The sequence below is a fragment of the Sulfitobacter sp. 1A15299 genome (assembly GCF_043556915.1).
In the GTDB taxonomy this organism is placed as follows: domain Bacteria; phylum Pseudomonadota; class Alphaproteobacteria; order Rhodobacterales; family Rhodobacteraceae; genus Sulfitobacter.
Genome location: NZ_JBIFFJ010000003.1, coordinates 228,469 through 247,874, shown reverse-complemented (window position 1 = coordinate 247,874; position 19,406 = coordinate 228,469). Strand labels below are relative to the sequence as shown.

The following is a 19,406-nucleotide window of genomic DNA, read 5'->3' as shown; positions in this document are numbered from 1 at the left end:
GGGGCGGGGGCGGCTTGTCAATGCAAGCGGGGCGCGGCTTGGGGAAAGTTGCGGCAGAGCGATGGCGCGCTATGTCAGGCGGGCAACAACGAGGATCGGTCAGATGCAAGACGACACGGCGCAGCGCGCTTTCGAGACGATTTCGGGGGCGGACGACCCGGCACCGGGGTTGGACGACAAGGCGCAGCGGGCCGAGGCGCGCAATGGGCTGCGCCATATCGTGTCGCTGTCGATGACCAAAGTGGCCGATGGTCTGATCGACCCGAAACTGGTCTTGGCGTGGCTGTTGAGCGCCCTCGGCGCCCCTGCGGTTTTCGCGGGCGCGCTGGTGCCAATCCGCGAGGCGGGCTCGCTTTTGCCGCAGATCGCGCTGGCAGGCGTGGTGCAGCGCATGGCGCGGCGCAAATGGGCTTGGGTCTGGGGGTCGGTCGGGCAAGGGGTGGCAGCGGCGCTGATCGCGCTTGCCGCGCTCAGCCTTGAGGGGGGCACGGCGGGCTATGCGGTCTGCGCCGCGCTGGCGCTGCTCTCCGTTTGCCGCGCGGCCTGTTCGGTGTCGTTCAAGGAAATTCTGGGCAAGACCGTGGGCAAGACCCGGCGCGGATCGGTGACCGGCTTGGCGGGGTCGGTCTCCTCCGTCGGGGTGGTGATTTTTGCGGCGCTGCTGATGTCGGGCCTGTTCCAAAGCCGGGGTGTCGTCGTGGCGGCAATCGCGCTGGCGGCGGCCCTGTGGATCGGCGCGGCGCTGTTGTTCTCGACGATCATGGAAACGCCGAGCAAGACCGAAAAGACCGATGGCGTGGATTTCAAACTGCTGCGCGGCAACCGCGATCTGTGGCTTTTCATTCTGGTGCGCGGGCTCTTGGTATCTACCGCGCTGGCGCCGCCCTATCTGGTGGTGCTCGCGGGCGCATCAGAGAGCGGGCAGTTGGGCCAATTGGGAGCCTTGGTGCTGGCCTCGGCGCTGGCGTCCTTGGTCAGCTCCTACGTCTGGGGGCGGCTGTCGGATATGTCGAGCCGCCGGGTGCTGATGCTGACCGGTGTCGTCGGCGCAGTGGCGATGGCGCTGGCGGTGGGGCTGTGGTTCCTTGGCTTTGCGCAGGCGGTCTGGGCGATGCCTGCGGTGCTCTTCATCCTGATGATCGCCTATCACGGCGTGCGGCAGGGGCGGTCGACCTATCTGGTCGACATGGCCCCGAAGGACCAGCGCGCCGCCTATGCTGCCGTCAGCAATACGGTGATCGGGCTGCTCTTGCTGCTGGCGGGCGTGCTGGGCGGCGGGGCGGCGCTGATTGGGGCGCAGGCGACGCTGATGCTCTTTACCGTCATGGCGTTGGCCGCCGCCCTGTTGGCCCATCGGTTGCCGGAGGTTGAGCATCTGGCCGAGGACTGACTTGCCCTCATCCGCGCCGATGCCCATGATTGGACCAAAGACGGAGGCAGCATGGCTGACAGCAAATTCATCGACACGCCGCAGGGGCGGCGTATCGCCTATCACAAGACCGAAGGGGCGGGGCCCTGCGTGGTGTTTCTGGGCGGGCTGAAGTCCGACATGATGGGGACCAAGGCGGTCTATCTCGAAGACTGGGCGCGGGCCGAGGGGCGGGCCTTTTTGCGCTTCGACTATTCTGGCCATGGGGAATCGTCGGGCCTATTCACCGACGGGTGCATTGGCGATTGGCACGAAGACACGCTGGCCGCAGTCACGGCGCTGACCGAGGGGCCGCTGATCGTCGTCGGCTCCTCCATGGGCGGCTGGCAAGCGCTGCTCTTGGCACGGCATCTGCCCGAGCGGGTCGCCGGGCTGGTCGGCATCGCCGCGGCCCCCGATTTCACCGAAGATGGCTATTGGGCGCAGTTCACCGAAGCACAGAAACAAACCTTGGAAGAGGTCGGGCAGGTTGAATTGCCCTCAGACTATATGGAGCCCTACATCATCACCCGCCGGATGATCGTGGACGGGCGCAACCGGTTGGTGCTGCGCGATCCGCTGAACCTGCCGTTCCCGGTGCGTCTGTTGCAGGGCACGGCGGACACCGCCGTCAGCACGGCCACGGCGGTGCGGTTGTTGGAGCACGCGCAAAGCCCCGATATGCAGCTGACGCTGGTCAAGGATGCCGATCACCGTTTCTCGGACGCGCGCTGTCTGGCGATGATCGTGGAGGCGATCAAGGCGGTCTCCGGCGACGCGGGTTAAACAAGGGGTGACCGAGGGCTGACCAAGGGCGCGGGCATGGAACCGCCGATAGGGCCGCGCCCCGCTGTCCCCCGAAACCACCCATGCTAAGAGACCGCCAAACCCAAGGGGGACGGCATGAAACCACGTCATTTCAACCGCATACCACACCGGAGCCTGCACAATGGCTGAGCCGATCGTTCTGCTGCCCGGCATGATGTGCGACGCGCGTGTCTTCACGCCGCAGATCCAAGCGCTTTCCCCGCGCGGGACCGTGGTGCTGGCCCCGATCACCCAAGGCGAACGGATCGAAGAGATCGCCTCGGGCCTGTTGGATCAACTGCCGCCGCGTTTCGCGATGGTGGGGCAGGGCATGGGCGGTGTGGTGGCGCTGGAACTGCTGCGCCGCGCGCCCGACCGGATCAGCCGCATTGCCCTCTTGGCGACGCAAGTGCTGGCCGAATTGCCCGCCATTGCCGCGGACCGTGAGCCGCAGATCATCATGGCGCAATCGGGCAAGCTGGGGGAGGCGATGCAGGCGCGGATGGCCAATGGTTTCCTTGCCCCCGGCAAGGGCCGGGGCGAGGTGCTGACCCGCGCGATGGAGATGGCCGAGACGCTGGGCGGCGATGTCTTCGTCCGCCAATCCCGCGCCCTACAACGGCGGCGCGATCAACAGGCGGTGCTGCGCAAATGTAAGGTGCCCGCGCTGGTTCTATGCGGGGAGCATGACGCGCTCTGCCCGGTCAAACGCCATGCCTTCATGGCCGAGATGATCCCCTATGCCAAGCTGACGGTGCTCGAAGACGCGGGCCATCTGCCCAGCCTTGAACAGCCAGAGGCGACCACCGCCGCGCTGCGCGATTGGCTGCATCAACCTCTGGTGCTGCAATAGGGCAGCGGGTCAGGCCGCTGCGGGTTTATCGCTCTTCTTGGCCTCGGGTTTCTGAGACGCGGGCTTTTGTGGCTCGGGAGGTTGGGGCGCCGGGTTCTGTGGCTCTGGCGTGCCATTGTTCGCGTCGATAAAGTCGAGCACCAAGGGCCGGATGTTGTTGCGCCAGCTTTTGCCCGCGAAGATGCCGTAATGGCCCGCGCCCTGCTCAAGATGGCTGGCCTTCTTGGCATCCGGCAGCCCGGTCAGCAGATCAAGCGCCGCGATGCACTGGCCGGGGGCCGAAATGTCGTCCTTGCTGCCCTCGACCGTTTTGACGGCCACGGTGGTGATCTTGCCGATATCGACCTGACGGCCCGCCACGGTAAAGAGATTCCGCGCGATCTCGCGCTCTTTGAAAATCCGCTCGACGGTCGAGAGGTAGAACTCCGCCGGCATGTCCATCACGGCGAGGTATTCGTCGTAGAACTTGTTGTGCTTGTCATGCTCATGCGCCGTCTTTTGCGCCACGCGGGTGATCTGATTGGCAAAGGCATCGCGGTGGGTGTCATTGTTCATCGAGATGAAAGAAGTAAGCTGCAACAGCCCCGGATAGACCTTGCGCCCCACGCCCGCGTATTTGAAGCCGACCTGTTGGATCATCATCTGCTCAAGCTGGCCCATGGTCACGCTATGCCCGAAATCGGTCACATCCGTGGGCGCGGCATCGGGATCAATCGGCCCGCCGATCAGCGTCAGCGTGCGCGGCTGCGCTTCGGGCGCTTCCTCGGCCAGATAGGCGGTGGCGGCCAGCGTCAGCGGCGCAGGCTGGCAGACCGCGATCACATGGGTGTCCGGCCCGAGGTGATGCATGAAATCAACGAGGTAGAGCGTATAATCCTCGATGTCGAACTTGCCCGCACTAACTGGAATATCACGCGCATTGTGCCAGTCCGTCACATAGACGTCGCAATCAGGCAGCAGGGAGATCACAGTGGAACGGAGCAGCGTGGCGTAATGACCCGACATTGGCGCGACCAAAAGAACCTTGCGGCCCGTCTCTTCGCGGCCTTGGACCGAGAATTTCAACAGATCGCCAAAGGGCCGTTCCATCACCGGCTCGATGCTGACCAGACAGTCCTGCCCCTTGGGGCCGACCACCGGGGGAATGTCCCAATCGGGTTTCACGACCATGCGGGCAAAGGTCCGCTCCGTTACCTCACCCCAAGCGGCGAGCCATTCCATCGCGGGGTTTGGAAACAGAGAGAAAGCCGGGTAGGATGCCATAGCAAGCGCAGACGCGCCGAGCCATTGATTGGTGTTCCGGATGGACTCCATCATGTCGTAGGTGGCCATATAGCGCATGTGGGGGCTCCTTTATGCTGCACCTGCGAAGATAGGAGGTAAGGGTTAAGATGACAACAGAATCCGAAAATCCCGAGATTGCCGAGCCTCAAGCCCTGTCTCGTATGGCGCAAAACTTGAAAAAGGTTGAAGAATTAAGCAAGCGCCTGACCCGTGTGATGGCGCAGCGCGAGGGCCATCAGCCCGCGCTCGATGGTCCGAACCAACAGCTTTTCGCCAAGGCGGCACAGTCTTACTGGGCCGAGGCGATGACCAATCCGGCCCGTTTGATGGAGCATCAGATGGGCTATTGGACCAAATCGGTGGCCCATTTCGTCGAGGCGCAGCAGGCGCTGGCCAAGGGCGGTTTGGCCCCGGTCGAAGAGGACGCCCCGACCGACAAACGTTTTGCCAACCCGCTGTGGCAGACCCACCCCTATTTCAACTTCATCAAACAGCAGTATCTGATCAACGCCGAGGCGCTGCGCCAAGCGGTCGAAGATGCCCAAGACATGGACCCGGCCGAGAAGAAGCGGCTGGTCTATTTCAGCCAGCAGATCATCGCGATGATGTCGCCGACCAACTTCCTCGCCACCAATCCCGACGTGCTGGAACGCGCGGTCGAGACCGAGGGCGAAAGCCTTGTGAAGGGGCTGGAAAACCTGATCGCGGATCTGGAGGCCAACAACGGCGAGCTGGTCGTGAAACTGGCGGATGACAGCGCCTTCGAGCTGGGCCGCAACATTGCCACCACGCCGGGCAAGGTGGTGTTTCGCAACCGCATGTTCGAGTTGATCCAATACGCGCCCAGCACCGAAGAGGTCCATAAAACACCGCTGCTGATCTTCCCGCCGTGGATCAACAAGTTCTACATTCTTGACCTTAAGGCGCAGAACAGCCTCGTCAAATGGCTGGTGGATCAGGGGCATACGCTGTTCATCGTGTCATGGGTGAACCCCGATGCCAGCTATGCCCAGATCGGCATGGAGGATTACGTCGAAGAGGGCTACCTCGCCGCGATTGAAGAGGTAAAGGCGATCACTCAGGAAAAGCGTCTTAACGTGGTGGGCTATTGCATTGCAGGCACCACGCTGGCGCTGACCCTGTCGCTGCTGAAAAAGCGTGGCGATAGTTCGATCAAATCCGCCACCTTCTTCACCGCGCTCACCGATTTCTCGGATCAGGGGGAGTTTCAGCCTTTCCTCACCGATGATTTCATCGACGGGATCGAGGCCGAGACGGCGGATAAGGGCATTCTGCCCTCGGTCGTCATGGCGCGCACCTTTTCATTCCTGCGCTCCAACGATCTGGTCTATGGTCCCGCCGTGCGCAGCTACATGATGGGCGAGACGCCCCCGGCCTTTGACTTGCTCTATTGGAACGGCGACGGGGCCAATCTGCCGGGGCAGATGGCAATGCAATACCTGCGCGGTTTGTGCCAGCGCAACGAATTGGCCGAAGGCGGTTTCAAACTGCTCGGAGAGCGGCTGACGCTGGATGATATCGAGGTGCCGCTCTGTGCCGTGGCCTGCGAGACGGATCACATCGCGCCATGGAAAGACTGCTACCGCGGGGTGCAGCAGATGGGGTCGAAGGATAAGACCTTTATCATGGCGCAATCGGGCCATATCGCGGGCATCGTCAATCCGCCCAATCGAAAGAAATACGGCCACTATGTGAACGGCGATCTCACGCAGGATTACACAGCATGGCGCGAGGCTGCGGCTTTTTACGAAGGGTCGTGGTGGCCGCGGTGGGGCAAGTGGCTGGCCAAACGCGCAGGGGCTATGATTCCCGCACGGTTTCCGGGCGACGATGGGCGGGAAATTCTTGCCGATGCCCCGGGGAGCTATGTGACCCGCAAGGCAAATGACTGATTACCTTACGTAATCCAAACCCCCTGGGGCCCCATGCTGCAATGCAGAAAAAACCTTGAAATGCTGCGCTGCGGCATCTATATTGTGGTCAGACGCGAAACGGACGGGTCTCCCCGCTCCCTTGCCACAGTAGCATTAAAAGGATTGAGACATGACCAAGACACCTGACATGACCGCGATGTTCAAAGACGTTCTGGGCGCTTTCCCGGTGGATAACGCCGCCATGCAAGACGCATTCAAAAACACCGCCACCCTGAACGAGAAACTTTCGGGCGTTGCCTTCGACGCGGCTGAAAAATCCGCCGACATCTCCACCGCCTGGACCAAAGAGACGCTGGCCCGCCTGACCGAGATGACCAAGGTCAAAGCCGAGCCCACGGATTACGCCAAAGCGATGACCGATTTCGCCTCCGCCTCCGCCGAATCCGCGGCCGAGCATATGGCCGCCTTCGCCGAGATCGCGAAAAAGGTTCAGATGGACACCGTCGAGCTGATGATGTCGGCTGGCAAAGACCTGCAAAGCGACGCCAAAGCCGCCACCACCGAAGGCGTGGCCGCCGCACAGGCTGCCGCCAAGAAAGCGACAGTGAAATAAATCCGAGGCTGGGTTTCCTGCGCCGCGGAATGCTTAAAGAAAGGGCAGGTCCAGACGGGCCTGCCCTTTTGTCATGCGCTCTTTCTATTTGCCGGTCCCTGTCCTAAGCTGCGATGCAGCACCATTGGTCGGGAGTAACATCATGGCGGACAAACCGAAGCCCTTGCTGATAAAACGCTACGCCAGCCGCAGGCTCTACAACACCGAAACAAGCGATTATGTCACGCTGGAGGATATCGCCGGTTTCATCCGCGATGGCCGCGAGGTTCAGATCGTCGATCTCAAATCCGGCGATGACCTGACACGACAGTATCTGCTGCAAATCATCGCCGAACACGAAAGCCGGGGCGAAGCCGTCTTGCCGGTCGATGTGCTGACCGATCTGGTGCGCAGCTATATGTCGGGCAATGTCTCGGTGGTGCCGCAGTTTCTGCAGGCCTCTTTCGACATGCTGCGCGATGGCCAGTCCAAGGCGATCGAAAACATGAGCGCGATGAACCCGATGGCCAAGATGCCCGGCATGGAAGCGATGCAAGCGCAGCAAGAAGCCTTTATGAAGGCGATGACCGGCGGCTGGGCCAAATCAACCACGCCAGAGCCGCCCAAACAACAGGCCGATCAGGGCGACGATCTGGACGCGATCAAAAAGCAGTTGGCAGAGCTGCAGGACAAACTGTCAAAGCTGAACTAACCTCGGAAGAAGCGGGCGTCGCGCGCCCGCCTCAGGCCGCCTGCGCCTCGGCCAGATCCGCCAACGCGCCCAGGATCACATCCGCCACGGCGTCGATCTCCTCCAGCGTCAATTGCACCGGCAGCCGCACGTCGCAGGCCCGCATCAGCATGGCGCGGGTGCGCGGCAGCTCGGGCAGGTCTTTGATAAATTGCCAGTTCCAAAAGGCGCGGGCGTTGTCGGTGCTCTGACCAAAGACCTGCACCTTCACCCCCGCCGCTTCCGCCGACGCCGCGAAAGCGCGGGTGCTGGCGTCAGAGAGGCCCACCAGATTGAACTGGATCGAATCCGGCGCGCGGGTCTCACCGGGCAGGGGGCTCGGCACCTCGATCAAGGGGGAGGCGGCCAGCCGTGCCGCCATGTGATCGTGATTGCGCAGCCCATCGGCCACCCGGCGCGGCAAATGCGGCAATTGTGGCCGGATGATCGCAGCCGAAAGGTTGGACATGCGCAGATTGTACAGCGGCAGCCGGTTCTGCCATTTGGCAAAGCTGTCTTGCAGGGCTGCGTGTTTCTTCCAATTATGCTCATAGGCGCCCGACATGATGATCGCCCGCGCCACCAGATCGGCGTCATCGGTGATCAGGATACCGCCTTCGCCCGCGTTGATCATCTTGTAGGACTGGAAAGAAAAGCAGCCGATCTTGCCAATCGTCCCGATTTTCCGTCCCCGCCAAAGCGTGCCCAACGAATGGGCGGAGTCTTCGATCACCGGCACGCCAGCAGCCTCGCAAAGCTCCATGATCGCATCCATATCCGAGGTATGCCCCCGCATATGGCTGATGATCACGGCCCGAACGCCCGGCAGTTTGGCAGCGAAATCCTCCAAATCCACACGGTAATTCTCGCCCACTTCACAAAGCACCGGCGCGCAGCCTGCGTGGATCACCGCAGAAGGAACGGCGGCAAAGGTGAACCCCGGGATCAACACCGGCGCAGCGTCCGGCAGGTCCAAAGCAAGCAGCGACAGAAACAGCGCGGCCGAACAGGAGGACACGGCCAGCGCATATTCACTGCCCATCATCTGCGCAAATTCGACCTCCAAGAGGGAAACAGGCGCATCCTTGGCCGCAGTATAGCGAAAAAGATCGCCACTTTGCAAAAGCGCCGCGATGGCGGCCTCCGCTTCGGCAGGGATCGGTTCGGCACGGTGCATGTCGGGCAAAGCCATATTTCAAAATCCTGAATAATGATTTCCAGAATAGTAAAACAAACACCTGGGCAAACCAAGGGGGATGCCTCCACGACAGGCCACTCCCTCCTCCCCTTCATCCTTTCTCAAATACCCTCGGGGGAATCGCGCCCAAGGCGCGATGGGGGCAGAGCCCCCGTACTTCTCCACCCAACCAGCCCCGCGCTACCGCTTAGGGCGAAGTCAAAACCCCAACCGATCCCGCGTCGCATACCAAAGCATCGCAAGCACCAAAAGCGGACTGCGCAAAGAGGCCCCACCGGGGAAAGCCTGTGTCGGGATCGCGGCCATCGTGTCGAAACCCGCGGCATCGCCTTCGATCGCCTTGGCCATCAGATAGCCCGCATGGGTCGCGGTCCCGACACCGTGACCGGAATAGCCCGAGGCCGTAAGGATGTTCGGCGCAAGCCGTGCCACATAGGGCAGGCGTTTCATCGTGATGCCAAGGGTGCCGCCCCAAGCGTAGTCGATTTTCACGTCTTTCAATTGCGGAAAGACCTGCGACATCGGTTTGCGCACCTTTGCGGCGATGTCCTGCGGGAAGCGATAGCCATAGCTCTCGCCACCGCCAAACAGCAGCCGCCCGTCGTGCGACAGGCGGAAATAATTCACCACGAAACGGCTGTCGGCCACGGCCACGTCGCGGGGCAGCACGTCTTTCACGCGCGCGCCCAAGGGTTCGGTCGCGGCGATGAAATTGTTGATCGGCATGACCCTCGCGGCCACATCGCCGTTGAGCTTGCCCAGATAGCCGTTGCAAGCCAGCACCACATGATCGGCGCTGACACTGCCGGTGGCGGTTTGCACCAGCGCCTTGCTGCCTTCGACGATGTTCTCGGCGGGGCTTGTCTCATGGATGCGCACGCCCGCCGCGGCAGCGGCGCGGGCAAGGCCAAGGGCATAGTTCAAGGGGTGCAAATGCGCGGCCCCCATATCAAGCACGCCGCCCTTGTAGTCGGGCGAAGGGCAGACCGATTGCAGCGCGGCGTGATCCAACACTTCGATCTGGTCATAGCCATAGCGCTTTTGCAGATGCTCGGCATAATCGTGCAGATGGCGCACGTCAGATGCGCTTGAGCCGGTCCAGGCCACGCCGGGTTTCAGATGGCAATCAATGTCATGTTTCGCGATCAGGGATTTGACCAGCTCCTTGGCCTCTTCGCCCATCTGCCACAGCTTGGCGGCATGGTCCTCGCCCAGCATCTTTTCGAGGCCGTCCTGCTCGACGCGCTGGCCCGAGCCCAATTGCCCGCCATTGCGACCCGAGGCGCCAAAGCCTACGCGCTGCGCGTCCAAAAGCACCACGTCATAGCCCGCTTCGGCCAGATGCAGCGCGGCGGAAAGCCCGGTGTAGCCGCCGCCAACGACACAGACATCAGCCTTCGTATCGCCCTGAAGCGGCGGAAAGGCCGCGTGTTTCGTGGCGGTGGCGGCGTACCAGCTGGTGGGGTACTGGCCGGGCGTGTCATTGGCATAAAGCAGGTTCATCGGGCCTCCGGGCGTTAGACGTTCATCAGCAGATGTTCACGTTCCCAAGGTGAGATGACCTGTAGGAACTCCTCATATTCCGCCCGTTTCACGATGGAATAGACGCGGGCGAACTCCGGGCCCAAAGCCTCATGCAGCTCTGCCGCCTCCTCGAAAAGGTCGAGCGCTTGGCCCAGAACCTGCGGAATATCCCCTTCGCCGACATAGGCGTCGCCCTTGAATTCGGGCAGCGGGTCTTTTTGCTGGATCAGCCCCAGATAGCCGCAGGCGAGGCTGGCGGCGATGCCGAGGTAGGGGTTGCAGTCCATACCGGCAAGGCGGTTCTCCACCCGGCGCGACTTTGGCCCTGAGAGCGGCACGCGGATGCCCGTGGTGCGGTTGTCGCGGCCCCATTCAAGGTTGATCGGCGCGGCGTGATCTTTGACATAGCGGCGGTAGGAATTGACATAGGGCGCGATCACGGCGAGCGCGCTTGGCATGTGGTTTTGCAAACCGGCGATGAAATGGCGGAAGCGGGCGGTCTCTTCCCCCTCGCCATCGACAAAGATGTTCTCGCCGGTTTCCACGTCCAGCACCGAGTGGTGGATATGCATCGCGCTGCCGGGCTCATCGGCGATGGGTTTGGCCATGAAGGTGGCGTAGCACTCATGTCGCATCGCCGCTTCGCGGATCAGCCGTTTGAAATAGAACACCTCATCGGCCAGCCGCACGGGATCACCATGCTGCAGGTTGATCTCAAGCTGACCTGCGCCGCCCTCTTGGGTGATGCCGTCGATCTCGAAACCCTGCGCCTCGGCAAAGTCGTAGATGTCGTCGATCACGGGGCCAAATTCATCCACCGCGGTCATCGAATAGGCCTGCCGCGCCGCCGCCGGGCGACCCGAGCGGCCCATCATCGGCAGGATTTCCTTGGCCGGGTCGATGTTGCGGGCCACAAGGAAGAACTCCATCTCGGGGGCCACGACCGGCTCCCACCCCTTGTCGCGGTAAAGCTGCACCACGCGTTTGAGCACATTGCGCGGCGAATAGGCCACCGGTTCACCCTCGCGGTCATAGGCGTCGTGGATGACCTGAAGCGTCCAGTCCCCGGTCCAAGGGGCGGCGGTGGCCGTCTCCATATCCGGGCGCAGGATCATGTCTTTTTCGATGAAGCCTTCCTCGCCCGCCGCTTCGCCCCATTCGCCGGTGATGGTCTGGTAGAAGATGCTGTCAGGCAGGTGGAAATATTCCTGCCGCGCGAATTTCGACGCCGGGACGGCCTTGCCCCGGGCGATGCCGGGCAGGTCGGGGATGATACATTCCACTTCGTCCAGACGCCGGCCCTCAAGATAGGCGCGCGCCGCTTCGGGTAGTGCTTCTGTCCAATCCTCGGCCATCAGGCCCTCTCTTTCCTGTTGTCTTTAAAGAATGCGGCCATTTGGTCCGCGATTTTATGGTTGTCGATGGGGCCGCCCAGGGCGGCGGTGGCCTGTTCCAGCAGATGCTCGGGCACCACGCCCTTGCCACGGGTTTTGATCAACCCGTCGATGAAGTCATGGCCGAATTCGGGATGCGGCTGCACCGTCCAGATACGGTCGTCATAGGCCAGCGCCGCATAGGCGCAAAAGTCCGATGAGGCGACGACGCGCGCCCCTTCGGGCAGGTCCACGATCTGATCCTGATGCCAAGCGTTCAGCGCCAGTTTCTCACCGTCCATGTCGTATTCGGTGCGGCCAATGGACCAGCCGTTGGTGAATTTCTCGACCTTGCCGCCGAGCGCTTGGGCGATGATCTGATGCCCAAAGCAGACACCGACCATTGGGCGGCCATCAGCGTAGGTCTGGCGGATGAACTCTTCCAGCGGCGGGATCCAATCGTGATCCTCATAAGCGCCGTGTTTCGATCCGGTGATCAGCCAGCCGTCCGCCTGCGTCACGCTGTCGGGCAGGATGCCATCGACGACCGACCAGATTTGAAAGTCAAACCCGTGGCCATCCAGCAGTTTGGTGAACATCTCCCCATAGTCGCCGAGCTGTTCGCGGAAATCATCGGGGGAGTGGCCGGTTTGCAGAATGCCAATTTTCATGTGTCACCTGTTACACAGTGTCGAGATAGATCTCGACCTGTTCCTCTGGGGTCAATTCCTGCATGTAATACAATTCCTGACGCTTGGTCAGCACGAAGTTACGGATCATCTCGGGTGCGAAGATCCGCGCGACATGGGGGCAGCTTTCAAACAGGTCGATGGCGGTTTTCCAGTCGCTCGGCATGCGCGGCAAGTCGGCGGCATAGGCATTGCCGGTGATCGGGGCGGGCGGCTCAAGCGCATCTTCGATCCCGTTGAGGGCCGCACCCAGCACGGCGGCGAGCATCAGATAGGGGTTCACATCCCCGCCCGAGACGCGGTGTTCGATGCGCCGCGCCTTGGGGCTGCCCGAGGGGATGCGGATCGCGGCGGTGCGGTTCTCATAGGCCCAGCAAACCCCGGTGGGCGCATGGGATTCCGGCACCATTCGGTCAAAGCTATTGGCATGCGGGCAAAAGACCAGCGCCGAGCCCTGCATCGCGTTCATGCAGCCCGCCACGGCGTGGCGCAGCGTGTCGGTGCCCTTCGGCCCGCCATCGTCAAAGATGTTGTCGCCCTTCTCATCCAGTACCGAGAAATGGGTGTGCAGGCCGGAGCCGGAGTAATCCTCGTAGGGTTTCGCCATAAAGCTTGCGGCAAAGCCGTGCCGCCGTGCCAGTCCCTTGACCAGCATCTTGAACAGCCATGCGTCATCGGCGGCGCGCAGGGCGTCATCGCAATGCATGAGGTTGATCTCGAACTGGCCCAGACCCGCCTCGGAAATGGCGGTGTCGGCGGGGATGTCCATCTCTTCGCAGGCGTCATAAAGATCGGTGAAGAACAGATCGAACTGATCGAGCGCGCGGATCGACATGGTCTCGGCCGCCTTGCGCCGCTTGCCCGACCGGGGCGAGACGGGCACCTGAAGGTTGCGGCCCGAATCGTCGATCAGGAAGAATTCCAGCTCAACGGCACAGACCGGCGTCAGCCCGCGCGCCTTGTAGCGGTCGAGCACCGCGCGCAGCGCATGGCGCGGATCGCCGGGGTAGGGGCGGCCATCTTCGCGGAACATCCAGATCGGCAGCAGGGCCGAGGGCGCGTCGAGCCAAGGCATCGGCATGAAGCCCCGCTCGGTCGGTTTCAGCACGCCATCCGCATCGCCCGTTTCGAACACCAGTGGGCTGTCGTCGATATCCTCCCCCCAGATGTCGAGGTTCAGCACCGAGACGGGAAAGCGGGTGCCGTCGGTCGTGACCTTATCGGCAAAGCGCGAGGGGATGCGCTTGCCCCGCGCTTGGCCGTTGAGGTCGGCGGCGGCCACACGAATGGTGCGGACCTGAGGATTTTTGCGAAGCCAGTTGTTCATACATCACCTGAAAGGGCGGTGGGCATGTCACAAAGCGGTTCGCCCGGAGAGGGGCAAAAGCGGTTGGCGCCCACGCGCCGCGTAATTTGATCAAATAATGGATACTACCGGATCAAATTAGGACGCAAGCGAATTTTACGGCGTTGGGCCTGTGGAAGGTGCCGGTTGAGGCGGGAATTGATCAAACCGAAGACGCCGATGATGCAGAGCGTCAGAAGGATGAAATACCCGGCAAGAATGGGATAGGGGACAAAGGGGTTGAAGGTTTTGTCCGCGAAATAGCTGGCGTAGTAGAGCGCATCGCCGCGCTGTTGCCATGCCGGGAAACCGCTGAAAAACACCAGTGTCGTGGCGTGAAACAGAAAAATCGCCTCGTTCGTATAGGCGGGCCAAGCGAGCCGCAGCGAGGTGGGCCAGATCACCCGACGAAAGCGTGACCAACCCGACAGACCATAGGCATCCGCAGCTTCCACATCGCCCTTGGGGATGGACTGCAGCGCGCCGTAAAAAATTTCGCCCGAATATGCGGCAGTGTTGAGAAAGAGCACGATCAACGCGCCCAGCCATGCCGCCGTGAAGGGGCCGAAGAAGGCGTATTCGGATTTCAGCGACAGGAACAGGAAGTAGCCAAAGAAGAACTGGATGAAGAGCGGCGAGCCACGGAAGATGAAGATGAACCATTCCGCCGGTTTGCGGAACCACGGGTTCGCGCTGGCCTTGCCGACGCCAAGCGCCGTGGCGAAGAAAAAGCCGGTCAGCAGGGCGACGACGCCGAAATAGACGTTCCAGATCATGCCCGAGCCAATCAGCGTGAACTGCTCGCAAAGCGTGAAGCCGTCGCGTGGCAGCAGCCGTTCGCCATAGCCAAGGGACCGCAGACCGTAGTCCTGAATCGTTTGCAGACAGCTCATGCGCCGGCCCTCCGCTGGGCTTCGCCGCCGGTGGTGGCTTGGCCGCGTGTCAGTCGTTTCATCAGACGGTCCAACGTGATCTCGGAAATGCGGGTGAAGAGAAGGTAGAACACCAGCAGCGCGAGGAAGTACCACATGCGCCAGTCAGGGTGCGGGTAATCGGTAAAGCGCGGCGTCTTGGTGCCGCCCAGCTCACGCGCCCAATAGACGATATCCTCCACCCCCAGCAAAAACAGCAGCGGCGTGGCCTTGATCAGTACCATCCACAGGTTGCTGAGACCCGGCAGGGCATAGACCCACATCTGCGGCACCAGGACGCGCCAGAAGGTCTGGCGGTGGGTCATGCCATAGGCTTCGGCGGTTTCAAGCTGCGCCTTTGGCACGGCCCGCATGGCCCCGAAAAGCACATTGGCCGCAAAAGCGCCGAAAACGATGGCGAAGGTAAAGACGGCGAGGCTGAAACCATAGGTCTCATGCACCCATTGCGCGGCATTGCCCAGGGGCATCTTGGCCTCTTGGCAGACCACGAAGTCGCTGCCTTGGCGGATCGGCATGTCCCAATCCGGGCAGAGCACCTTGTGGCGCAGGTATTCGATGCCCTGATCCAAGGCGATGACGAAAAACAGAAAGAAAGCGATATCGGGCACACCGCGCACCAGCGCGATATAGCCCTTGCCGAACCAGCTGAGTGGCGCAAACCGCGCGCGCGCCATCATGGCCCCGCCAAAGCCGAAGGCCAGCGCCACGGGCGCAGTCACGGCGAGCAGCATCAAGACCTTGAGGAAGGAGATGTAGAACGACATATGAACGCCGGTTGTCAGATAACAGGCGGTCCAGAACCAGTCGTCCAGGATCGATGGATCAGAGCAGAAAGAAAACATGGGCCCCCATGGGCTGGTCCGCGCGAGGGTGCCGCGCGAGGGCTGATCCGCGCGAGCGGTGCCGCGCGAGGAGGGTCAGGCGCGCCACCGGGGCGCGCCTGAGGTTGGATCACTCGTAGACGTTGGTGTCGTCGCCGAACCACTTTTTCAGCAGTTCGTTCAACGAGCCGTCTTCCTTCATCTCGGTGATGACCGCGTCAAAGGTTTCAAGCAGTTCGCCGTCCGACTGGCGCAGCGCCATGCCGATGCCTTCGCCAAGCGGCACGTCATCGCCCACGAACATCAGCTCACCGCCGGATTCCTCGACGACCGGCACAAGGTAATCCTTATCGGCAAAGACTGCGTCGGCTTCGCCATTGCGCACGGCGGCAACGGTCTCTTCCGGGGTCGCGAATTCGATCAGCGTGGCGCCACTTTCGGCAACATGTGCGGCCTGAATGGTGGCTGTCTGACCAGCAACAACGCCGCCTTCGATATCCGCATCTTCAGATGCCGCGACATAGGCGGAAGCGGTGGGAGGGTAGTAGTCCTGCGTGAAGGCCACGACTTCGCGACGCTCGTTGGTGATGCTCATCCCGGCCATGATGTTGTCATAGTTGCCCGACACGAGGTTGGGGATGATGCTGTCCCAGTCGTTCTTGACCCATTCGCAGGTCAGTTCAGCGCGCTTGCACAGCTCGTCGCCCAGCTCACGCTCGAACCCGTCGACTTCGCCGGCGTCGTTGATGAAGTTGTAGGGGGGGTAGGCGCCCTCGGTGCCCATGCGGATGGTCTTGCCATGGGCTTCGGCCATCGCGAAGCCAGCGGTCATGCTGAGCGCGACGCTTGCCAGTAGGATCTTTTTCATTTGGTAACTCCCTTTGGTTCTTGTTTACGCAGGCTGGGTTGCCGAAAGGAACCCACGCAGACGTTCCGATTTGGGCGCGCCAAAGACTTCTTCGGGCGTCCCTTGTTCTTCGATCAGACCTTGATGCAAAAAGACGACATGATCGCTGACATCGGCGGCCAGTTTCATGTCATGGGTCACGATCACCATCGTGCGCCCCTCTGCGGCCAGATCCTTAATAACCTTGACGACTTCCTGCTCCAACTCGGGGTCGAGCGCGCTGGTGGGTTCATCGAACAGCAGCGCCTCGGGCTCCATGCAGAGTGCGCGGGCGATGGCGGCGCGCTGTTGCTGCCCACCGGAGAGCTGGGCGGGATAGACATCGCATTTGTCGCCGATGCCGACCTTTTCCAGATAGCCGCGCGCGGCGCGCTCCACCTCGGCCCGGTCGCGACCCAGCACGGTCAGTGGCGCTTCCATCACGTTTTGCAGGATCGACATATGCGCCCAGAGATTGAACTGCTGGAAGACCATCGACAGGTTGGTGCGGATGCGCAGCACCTGTTTGGCGTCCGCGGGGCAGCGCTGGTGGCCGTCGCCCTTCCAACGCACCGGCTCGCCCTTAAAGATCACCTCGCCCTGCTGGCTGTCCTCCAACAGGTTGCAGCAGCGCAAAAGGGTCGATTTGCCCGAGCCGGAAGACCCGATGAGCGAGATCACATGGCCACGCGGGGCGGTCAGATCGACCCCTTTGAGAACCTCCAGTGCGCCATAGGCCTTGTGGAGGTTCTTAATCTGGATAACCGGGGTGTCTGTGGTCACGGAAACTGTCGCCAATCTGTCATTTCAGTGCGCTATAAAGCGACGAATCGACGGAAATTGCAACGCAGAGTTTGACCCGCGTTGCATCGCGGCATCGGTGCTGACGCTCGGTCAGCTTTCCTTGGCGACGCGCTGGCGCGCCATGGCGCTGTCGGTATCGGTGACGCCAAGGAGGTTCGACACCAGCCGCAGCAGCGCGTCCTCTTCATCGGAACGGCTTCCGTCGGCCAGAACCACCTGCCAAAGCGCTTCGATGACCTCTAGCCGGTGCTCGTAGGGCACCGCATCCTTGATCGCACGGGTAAAGCGCACGGTGTCGGGGGCTTGCGCCTCAAGCGCCTCGGCCTCTTTACGCAGGGCGGTGGCGTCGGTCTCGTTCAGGCCGTAACGCTCGGCCGCGATCCGGTCGATCAGACGCCGCTCGCTCATCGCGTAGTCATTGTCGGACCGGGCAATGCGTACCAAAAGCGCGGTCAGCGCGAGGCGGGCGTCATTGTCGGCCAATGGATCGGGTTCGGGCTGGGTCAGCCGCTTGAGAAAGTCACCAAACATATATGTGTCATCATCCTGCTGCGGGAAAAGGGAATGTCATAGCTCGTTCAAAGCGTTGGCGCGGGCTGCGGCCATATCCTCATCCGACAGGCCGAGGGCGGTTTCGATGGCGACAAGCTGAATTTCCTCGTCATCGTTGCGCGCGCCATCCGAAAGGGCCACCTGCCACATCGCCTCGCCCAATGCCTTGCGGTCGGCATAGTCGACCTCTTCGCGCAGAATGCGGGTGAACTCCGGCGTGCCGGGGGCGTCGCGCTCAAGCGCTTCGCAGGTGGCACGCAGTTTCGCCGCCTCGATGGGTTTCAGCCCAAAGGTCTGCGCCAGAATGCGGTCGATCTGGCCAATCTCAGAGGCGCGGTAGTTGCGGTCGGCAAAGGCCACGCGCACCAAAAGCGCGCCCAGTGCCAGTTGGGCATTGGGCTGCGGCAAAGGTTTCGGCTGTGCCTTGCGGCGGGGGAACAGTCGGTTCAGCATGGGGCTCACTTATCGCAGGAAACAGGGTCGCCATAGAGGAAACTGCGCATCGGGGGCGCAGGTTCCTGCAAGGGGCCAGACGGGCTAGCCGTCATAGCCCTCAACGATCACCAAAGACCCGTCCGCCACGTTCAGCCGGATGTCTTTTGCGCGCTGGTAGCCGGGGCTTTCGTAGCAGGCGACCGCATCGGCGTAGCTGTCGAATTCCAAAACAACGGTGCGGGCGCGCATTTGCCCTTCGCGGATCTGCTGGGTGCCACCGCGAACAAGGAAGCGCGCGCCGTAATCCGCAAAGGGTTTGGCATTGGCGGCACGGTATTTGTCGTAAATCGCGGTGTCGTGGATATCCATGGTGGCGATCCAATAGCCCTTTGGCATCTGTTATCTCTCCTGTTGGGTCAAAGTGGCGAAACGGGCGGTGAGGTTCTGTGCCTCATTGTCGAGCCCGTAGGGGGGATTGATCACGAACATGCCCGAGCCGACCATACCATGACCGGGCCGCGCGGGCGGAAAGCGCACTTCGTGGCGCAGCGCATCGGGGTGGTTGGCGGTAAGCTTGTCGAGCATCGGAAGATGCGCGCGATTGGTCAGGATTGGATACCACAGGGCGATGATGCCCACGTTCCAAGCGCGGTTGAGTTTGGCGATCTGGCGCGGAATGGTCTCGTAATCGGTTTTGATCTCGTAAGAGGGATCAATCAGCAGCATCCCCCGGCGCGGTGTGGGCGGGGTCAGGGCAAAGGCCATCTCGAACCCGTCGCTGAGGTGGCATTTCGCCGGGTAGGGCGACATCGCCAAATCGAGGGCGCTGTGTTCTTGTGGGTGCAATTCGGCCAGATGGATGCGGTCATCGGGGCGCAGCAGTTTCGCGGCCAACAGCGGAGAGCCGGGGTAGGCGCGGGGGCCGTGGGCCTCGCGCAGCGCTTCCAGAACCTGCCTATAGGGATGATCGGGGCCGAACCAATCGCGCACCTTGTCGATGCCCTGCCGCGCTTCGCCAGTCTTTTCCGCCGCCGCATCCGACAGGTCATAAAGCGCCCGGCCTGCATGGGTCTCCAGATAGGTGAGCGGTTTGTCCTTGCGGGTGAGATAGGACAGCATCCACGACAAAAGCGCATGTTTCTGCACGTCTGCAAGGTTTCCGGCGTGGTAGATGTGTTGATAGCTCAGCATGGCCTAGCTGTAGCGGAGTGGTTGGCGGGTGCAACGCGAAAGAGGGGGAGCCAAGGGCCAGCGCCTGTCCGCGGGTGGGCGAACCAA

The 19,406-nt window shown here is 61.9% G+C and carries 20 protein-coding genes; 6 read left to right on the top strand and 14 right to left on the bottom strand.

The window, feature by feature from the left end:
• The first annotated feature begins 103 nt into the window (after positions 1–103).
• From ACGYK7_RS06530 to ACGYK7_RS06520, 3 genes are all read left to right on the top strand, one after another.
• Positions 104–1,390 (top strand): MFS transporter, encoded by a 1,287-nt coding sequence (locus ACGYK7_RS06530; RefSeq protein WP_394400150.1) that lies wholly within the window; start codon positions 104–106, stop codon positions 1,388–1,390.
• Positions 1,391–1,441: 51 nt separating this feature from the next.
• On the top strand, positions 1,442–2,194 hold the full coding sequence (locus ACGYK7_RS06525) for an alpha/beta fold hydrolase (RefSeq protein ID WP_394400148.1): 753 nt from the start codon (positions 1,442–1,444) through the stop codon (positions 2,192–2,194).
• 163 nt (positions 2,195–2,357) lie between these two features.
• The gene (locus ACGYK7_RS06520) at positions 2,358–3,068 is read left to right on the top strand and encodes an alpha/beta fold hydrolase (RefSeq protein WP_394400147.1); all 711 of its coding nucleotides are present in this window, start codon (positions 2,358–2,360) and stop codon (positions 3,066–3,068) included.
• A gap of 9 nt (positions 3,069–3,077) precedes the next feature.
• On the opposite strand, the gene phaZ is transcribed toward ACGYK7_RS06520, so the two are convergent.
• Positions 3,078–4,409 (bottom strand): polyhydroxyalkanoate depolymerase, encoded by a 1,332-nt coding sequence (gene phaZ / locus ACGYK7_RS06515; protein ID WP_394400146.1) that lies wholly within the window; start codon positions 4,407–4,409, stop codon positions 3,078–3,080.
• A 50-nt stretch (positions 4,410–4,459) separates the two neighbouring features.
• On the opposite strand from phaZ, the gene ACGYK7_RS06510 reads away from it, so the two are divergent.
• The 3 genes from ACGYK7_RS06510 (at position 4,460) to phaR (ending at position 7,551) form a co-directional block, all read left to right on the top strand.
• The gene (locus tag ACGYK7_RS06510; RefSeq protein ID WP_394400144.1) at positions 4,460–6,265 is read left to right on the top strand and encodes a PHA/PHB synthase family protein; all 1,806 of its coding nucleotides are present in this window, start codon (positions 4,460–4,462) and stop codon (positions 6,263–6,265) included.
• Between the two features lie 151 nt (positions 6,266–6,416).
• Positions 6,417–6,860: a phasin family protein gene (locus ACGYK7_RS06505; RefSeq protein WP_394400142.1), complete on the top strand. Its 444-nt coding sequence runs from the start codon at positions 6,417–6,419 to the stop codon at positions 6,858–6,860.
• Positions 6,861–7,002: 142 nt separating this feature from the next.
• Positions 7,003–7,551 carry a polyhydroxyalkanoate synthesis repressor PhaR gene (phaR, locus tag ACGYK7_RS06500; RefSeq protein ID WP_394400140.1) on the top strand — a complete coding sequence of 183 codons (549 nt, stop codon included), beginning with the start codon at positions 7,003–7,005 and terminating at the stop codon, positions 7,549–7,551.
• Positions 7,552–7,582: 31 nt separating this feature from the next.
• Here the strand turns inward: phaR and ACGYK7_RS06495 are convergent, their stop codons facing one another.
• The 13 genes from ACGYK7_RS06495 to ACGYK7_RS06435 form a co-directional block, all read right to left on the bottom strand.
• Positions 7,583–8,761 (bottom strand): DegT/DnrJ/EryC1/StrS family aminotransferase, encoded by a 1,179-nt coding sequence (locus ACGYK7_RS06495; RefSeq protein WP_394400138.1) that lies wholly within the window; start codon positions 8,759–8,761, stop codon positions 7,583–7,585.
• A gap of 204 nt (positions 8,762–8,965) precedes the next feature.
• A complete protein-coding gene (locus ACGYK7_RS06490; RefSeq protein ID WP_394400136.1) occupies positions 8,966–10,270 on the bottom strand; it encodes an NAD(P)/FAD-dependent oxidoreductase in 1,305 nt (434 codons plus the stop codon).
• 14 nt (positions 10,271–10,284) lie between these two features.
• Positions 10,285–11,646 carry a glutamine synthetase family protein gene (locus tag ACGYK7_RS06485; RefSeq protein WP_394400134.1) on the bottom strand — a complete coding sequence of 454 codons (1,362 nt, stop codon included), beginning with the start codon at positions 11,644–11,646 and terminating at the stop codon, positions 10,285–10,287.
• Positions 11,646–12,335, bottom strand: coding sequence for a type 1 glutamine amidotransferase (locus ACGYK7_RS06480; protein ID WP_394400132.1), 690 nt, complete (start codon positions 12,333–12,335; stop codon positions 11,646–11,648). The genes ACGYK7_RS06485 and ACGYK7_RS06480 overlap by 1 nt, the downstream gene beginning before the upstream one ends.
• Before the next feature lie 10 nt (positions 12,336–12,345).
• Complete coding sequence (locus tag ACGYK7_RS06475; protein ID WP_394400130.1) at positions 12,346–13,680, bottom strand: glutamine synthetase family protein; 1,335 nt, start codon at positions 13,678–13,680, stop codon at positions 12,346–12,348.
• 104 nt (positions 13,681–13,784) lie between these two features.
• Positions 13,785–14,591, bottom strand: coding sequence for an ABC transporter permease (locus ACGYK7_RS06470; RefSeq protein ID WP_394400128.1), 807 nt, complete (start codon positions 14,589–14,591; stop codon positions 13,785–13,787).
• The gene (locus ACGYK7_RS06465) at positions 14,588–15,472 is read right to left on the bottom strand and encodes an ABC transporter permease (protein WP_394400126.1); all 885 of its coding nucleotides are present in this window, start codon (positions 15,470–15,472) and stop codon (positions 14,588–14,590) included. The genes ACGYK7_RS06470 and ACGYK7_RS06465 overlap by 4 nt, the downstream gene beginning before the upstream one ends.
• 109 nt (positions 15,473–15,581) lie before the next feature.
• Complete coding sequence (locus ACGYK7_RS06460; RefSeq protein ID WP_394400124.1) at positions 15,582–16,319, bottom strand: transporter substrate-binding domain-containing protein; 738 nt, start codon at positions 16,317–16,319, stop codon at positions 15,582–15,584.
• 24 nt (positions 16,320–16,343) lie between these two features.
• Complete coding sequence (locus tag ACGYK7_RS06455) at positions 16,344–17,120, bottom strand: ABC transporter ATP-binding protein (RefSeq protein WP_209219002.1); 777 nt, start codon at positions 17,118–17,120, stop codon at positions 16,344–16,346.
• Positions 17,121–17,231: 111 nt separating this feature from the next.
• Positions 17,232–17,672 carry a TerB family tellurite resistance protein gene (locus tag ACGYK7_RS06450; protein ID WP_394400122.1) on the bottom strand — a complete coding sequence of 147 codons (441 nt, stop codon included), beginning with the start codon at positions 17,670–17,672 and terminating at the stop codon, positions 17,232–17,234.
• Positions 17,673–17,708: 36 nt separating this feature from the next.
• Positions 17,709–18,146 carry a TerB family tellurite resistance protein gene (locus ACGYK7_RS06445; RefSeq protein ID WP_394400120.1) on the bottom strand — a complete coding sequence of 146 codons (438 nt, stop codon included), beginning with the start codon at positions 18,144–18,146 and terminating at the stop codon, positions 17,709–17,711.
• Positions 18,147–18,230: 84 nt separating this feature from the next.
• Positions 18,231–18,524 (bottom strand): DUF1330 domain-containing protein, encoded by a 294-nt coding sequence (locus ACGYK7_RS06440; protein ID WP_067261008.1) that lies wholly within the window; start codon positions 18,522–18,524, stop codon positions 18,231–18,233.
• 3 nt (positions 18,525–18,527) lie between these two features.
• Entirely contained in the window at positions 18,528–19,319 is a 792-nt protein-coding gene (locus ACGYK7_RS06435) for a 23S rRNA (adenine(2030)-N(6))-methyltransferase RlmJ (protein WP_394400118.1), read from the bottom strand.
• Positions 19,320–19,406: the final 87 nt, after the last annotated feature.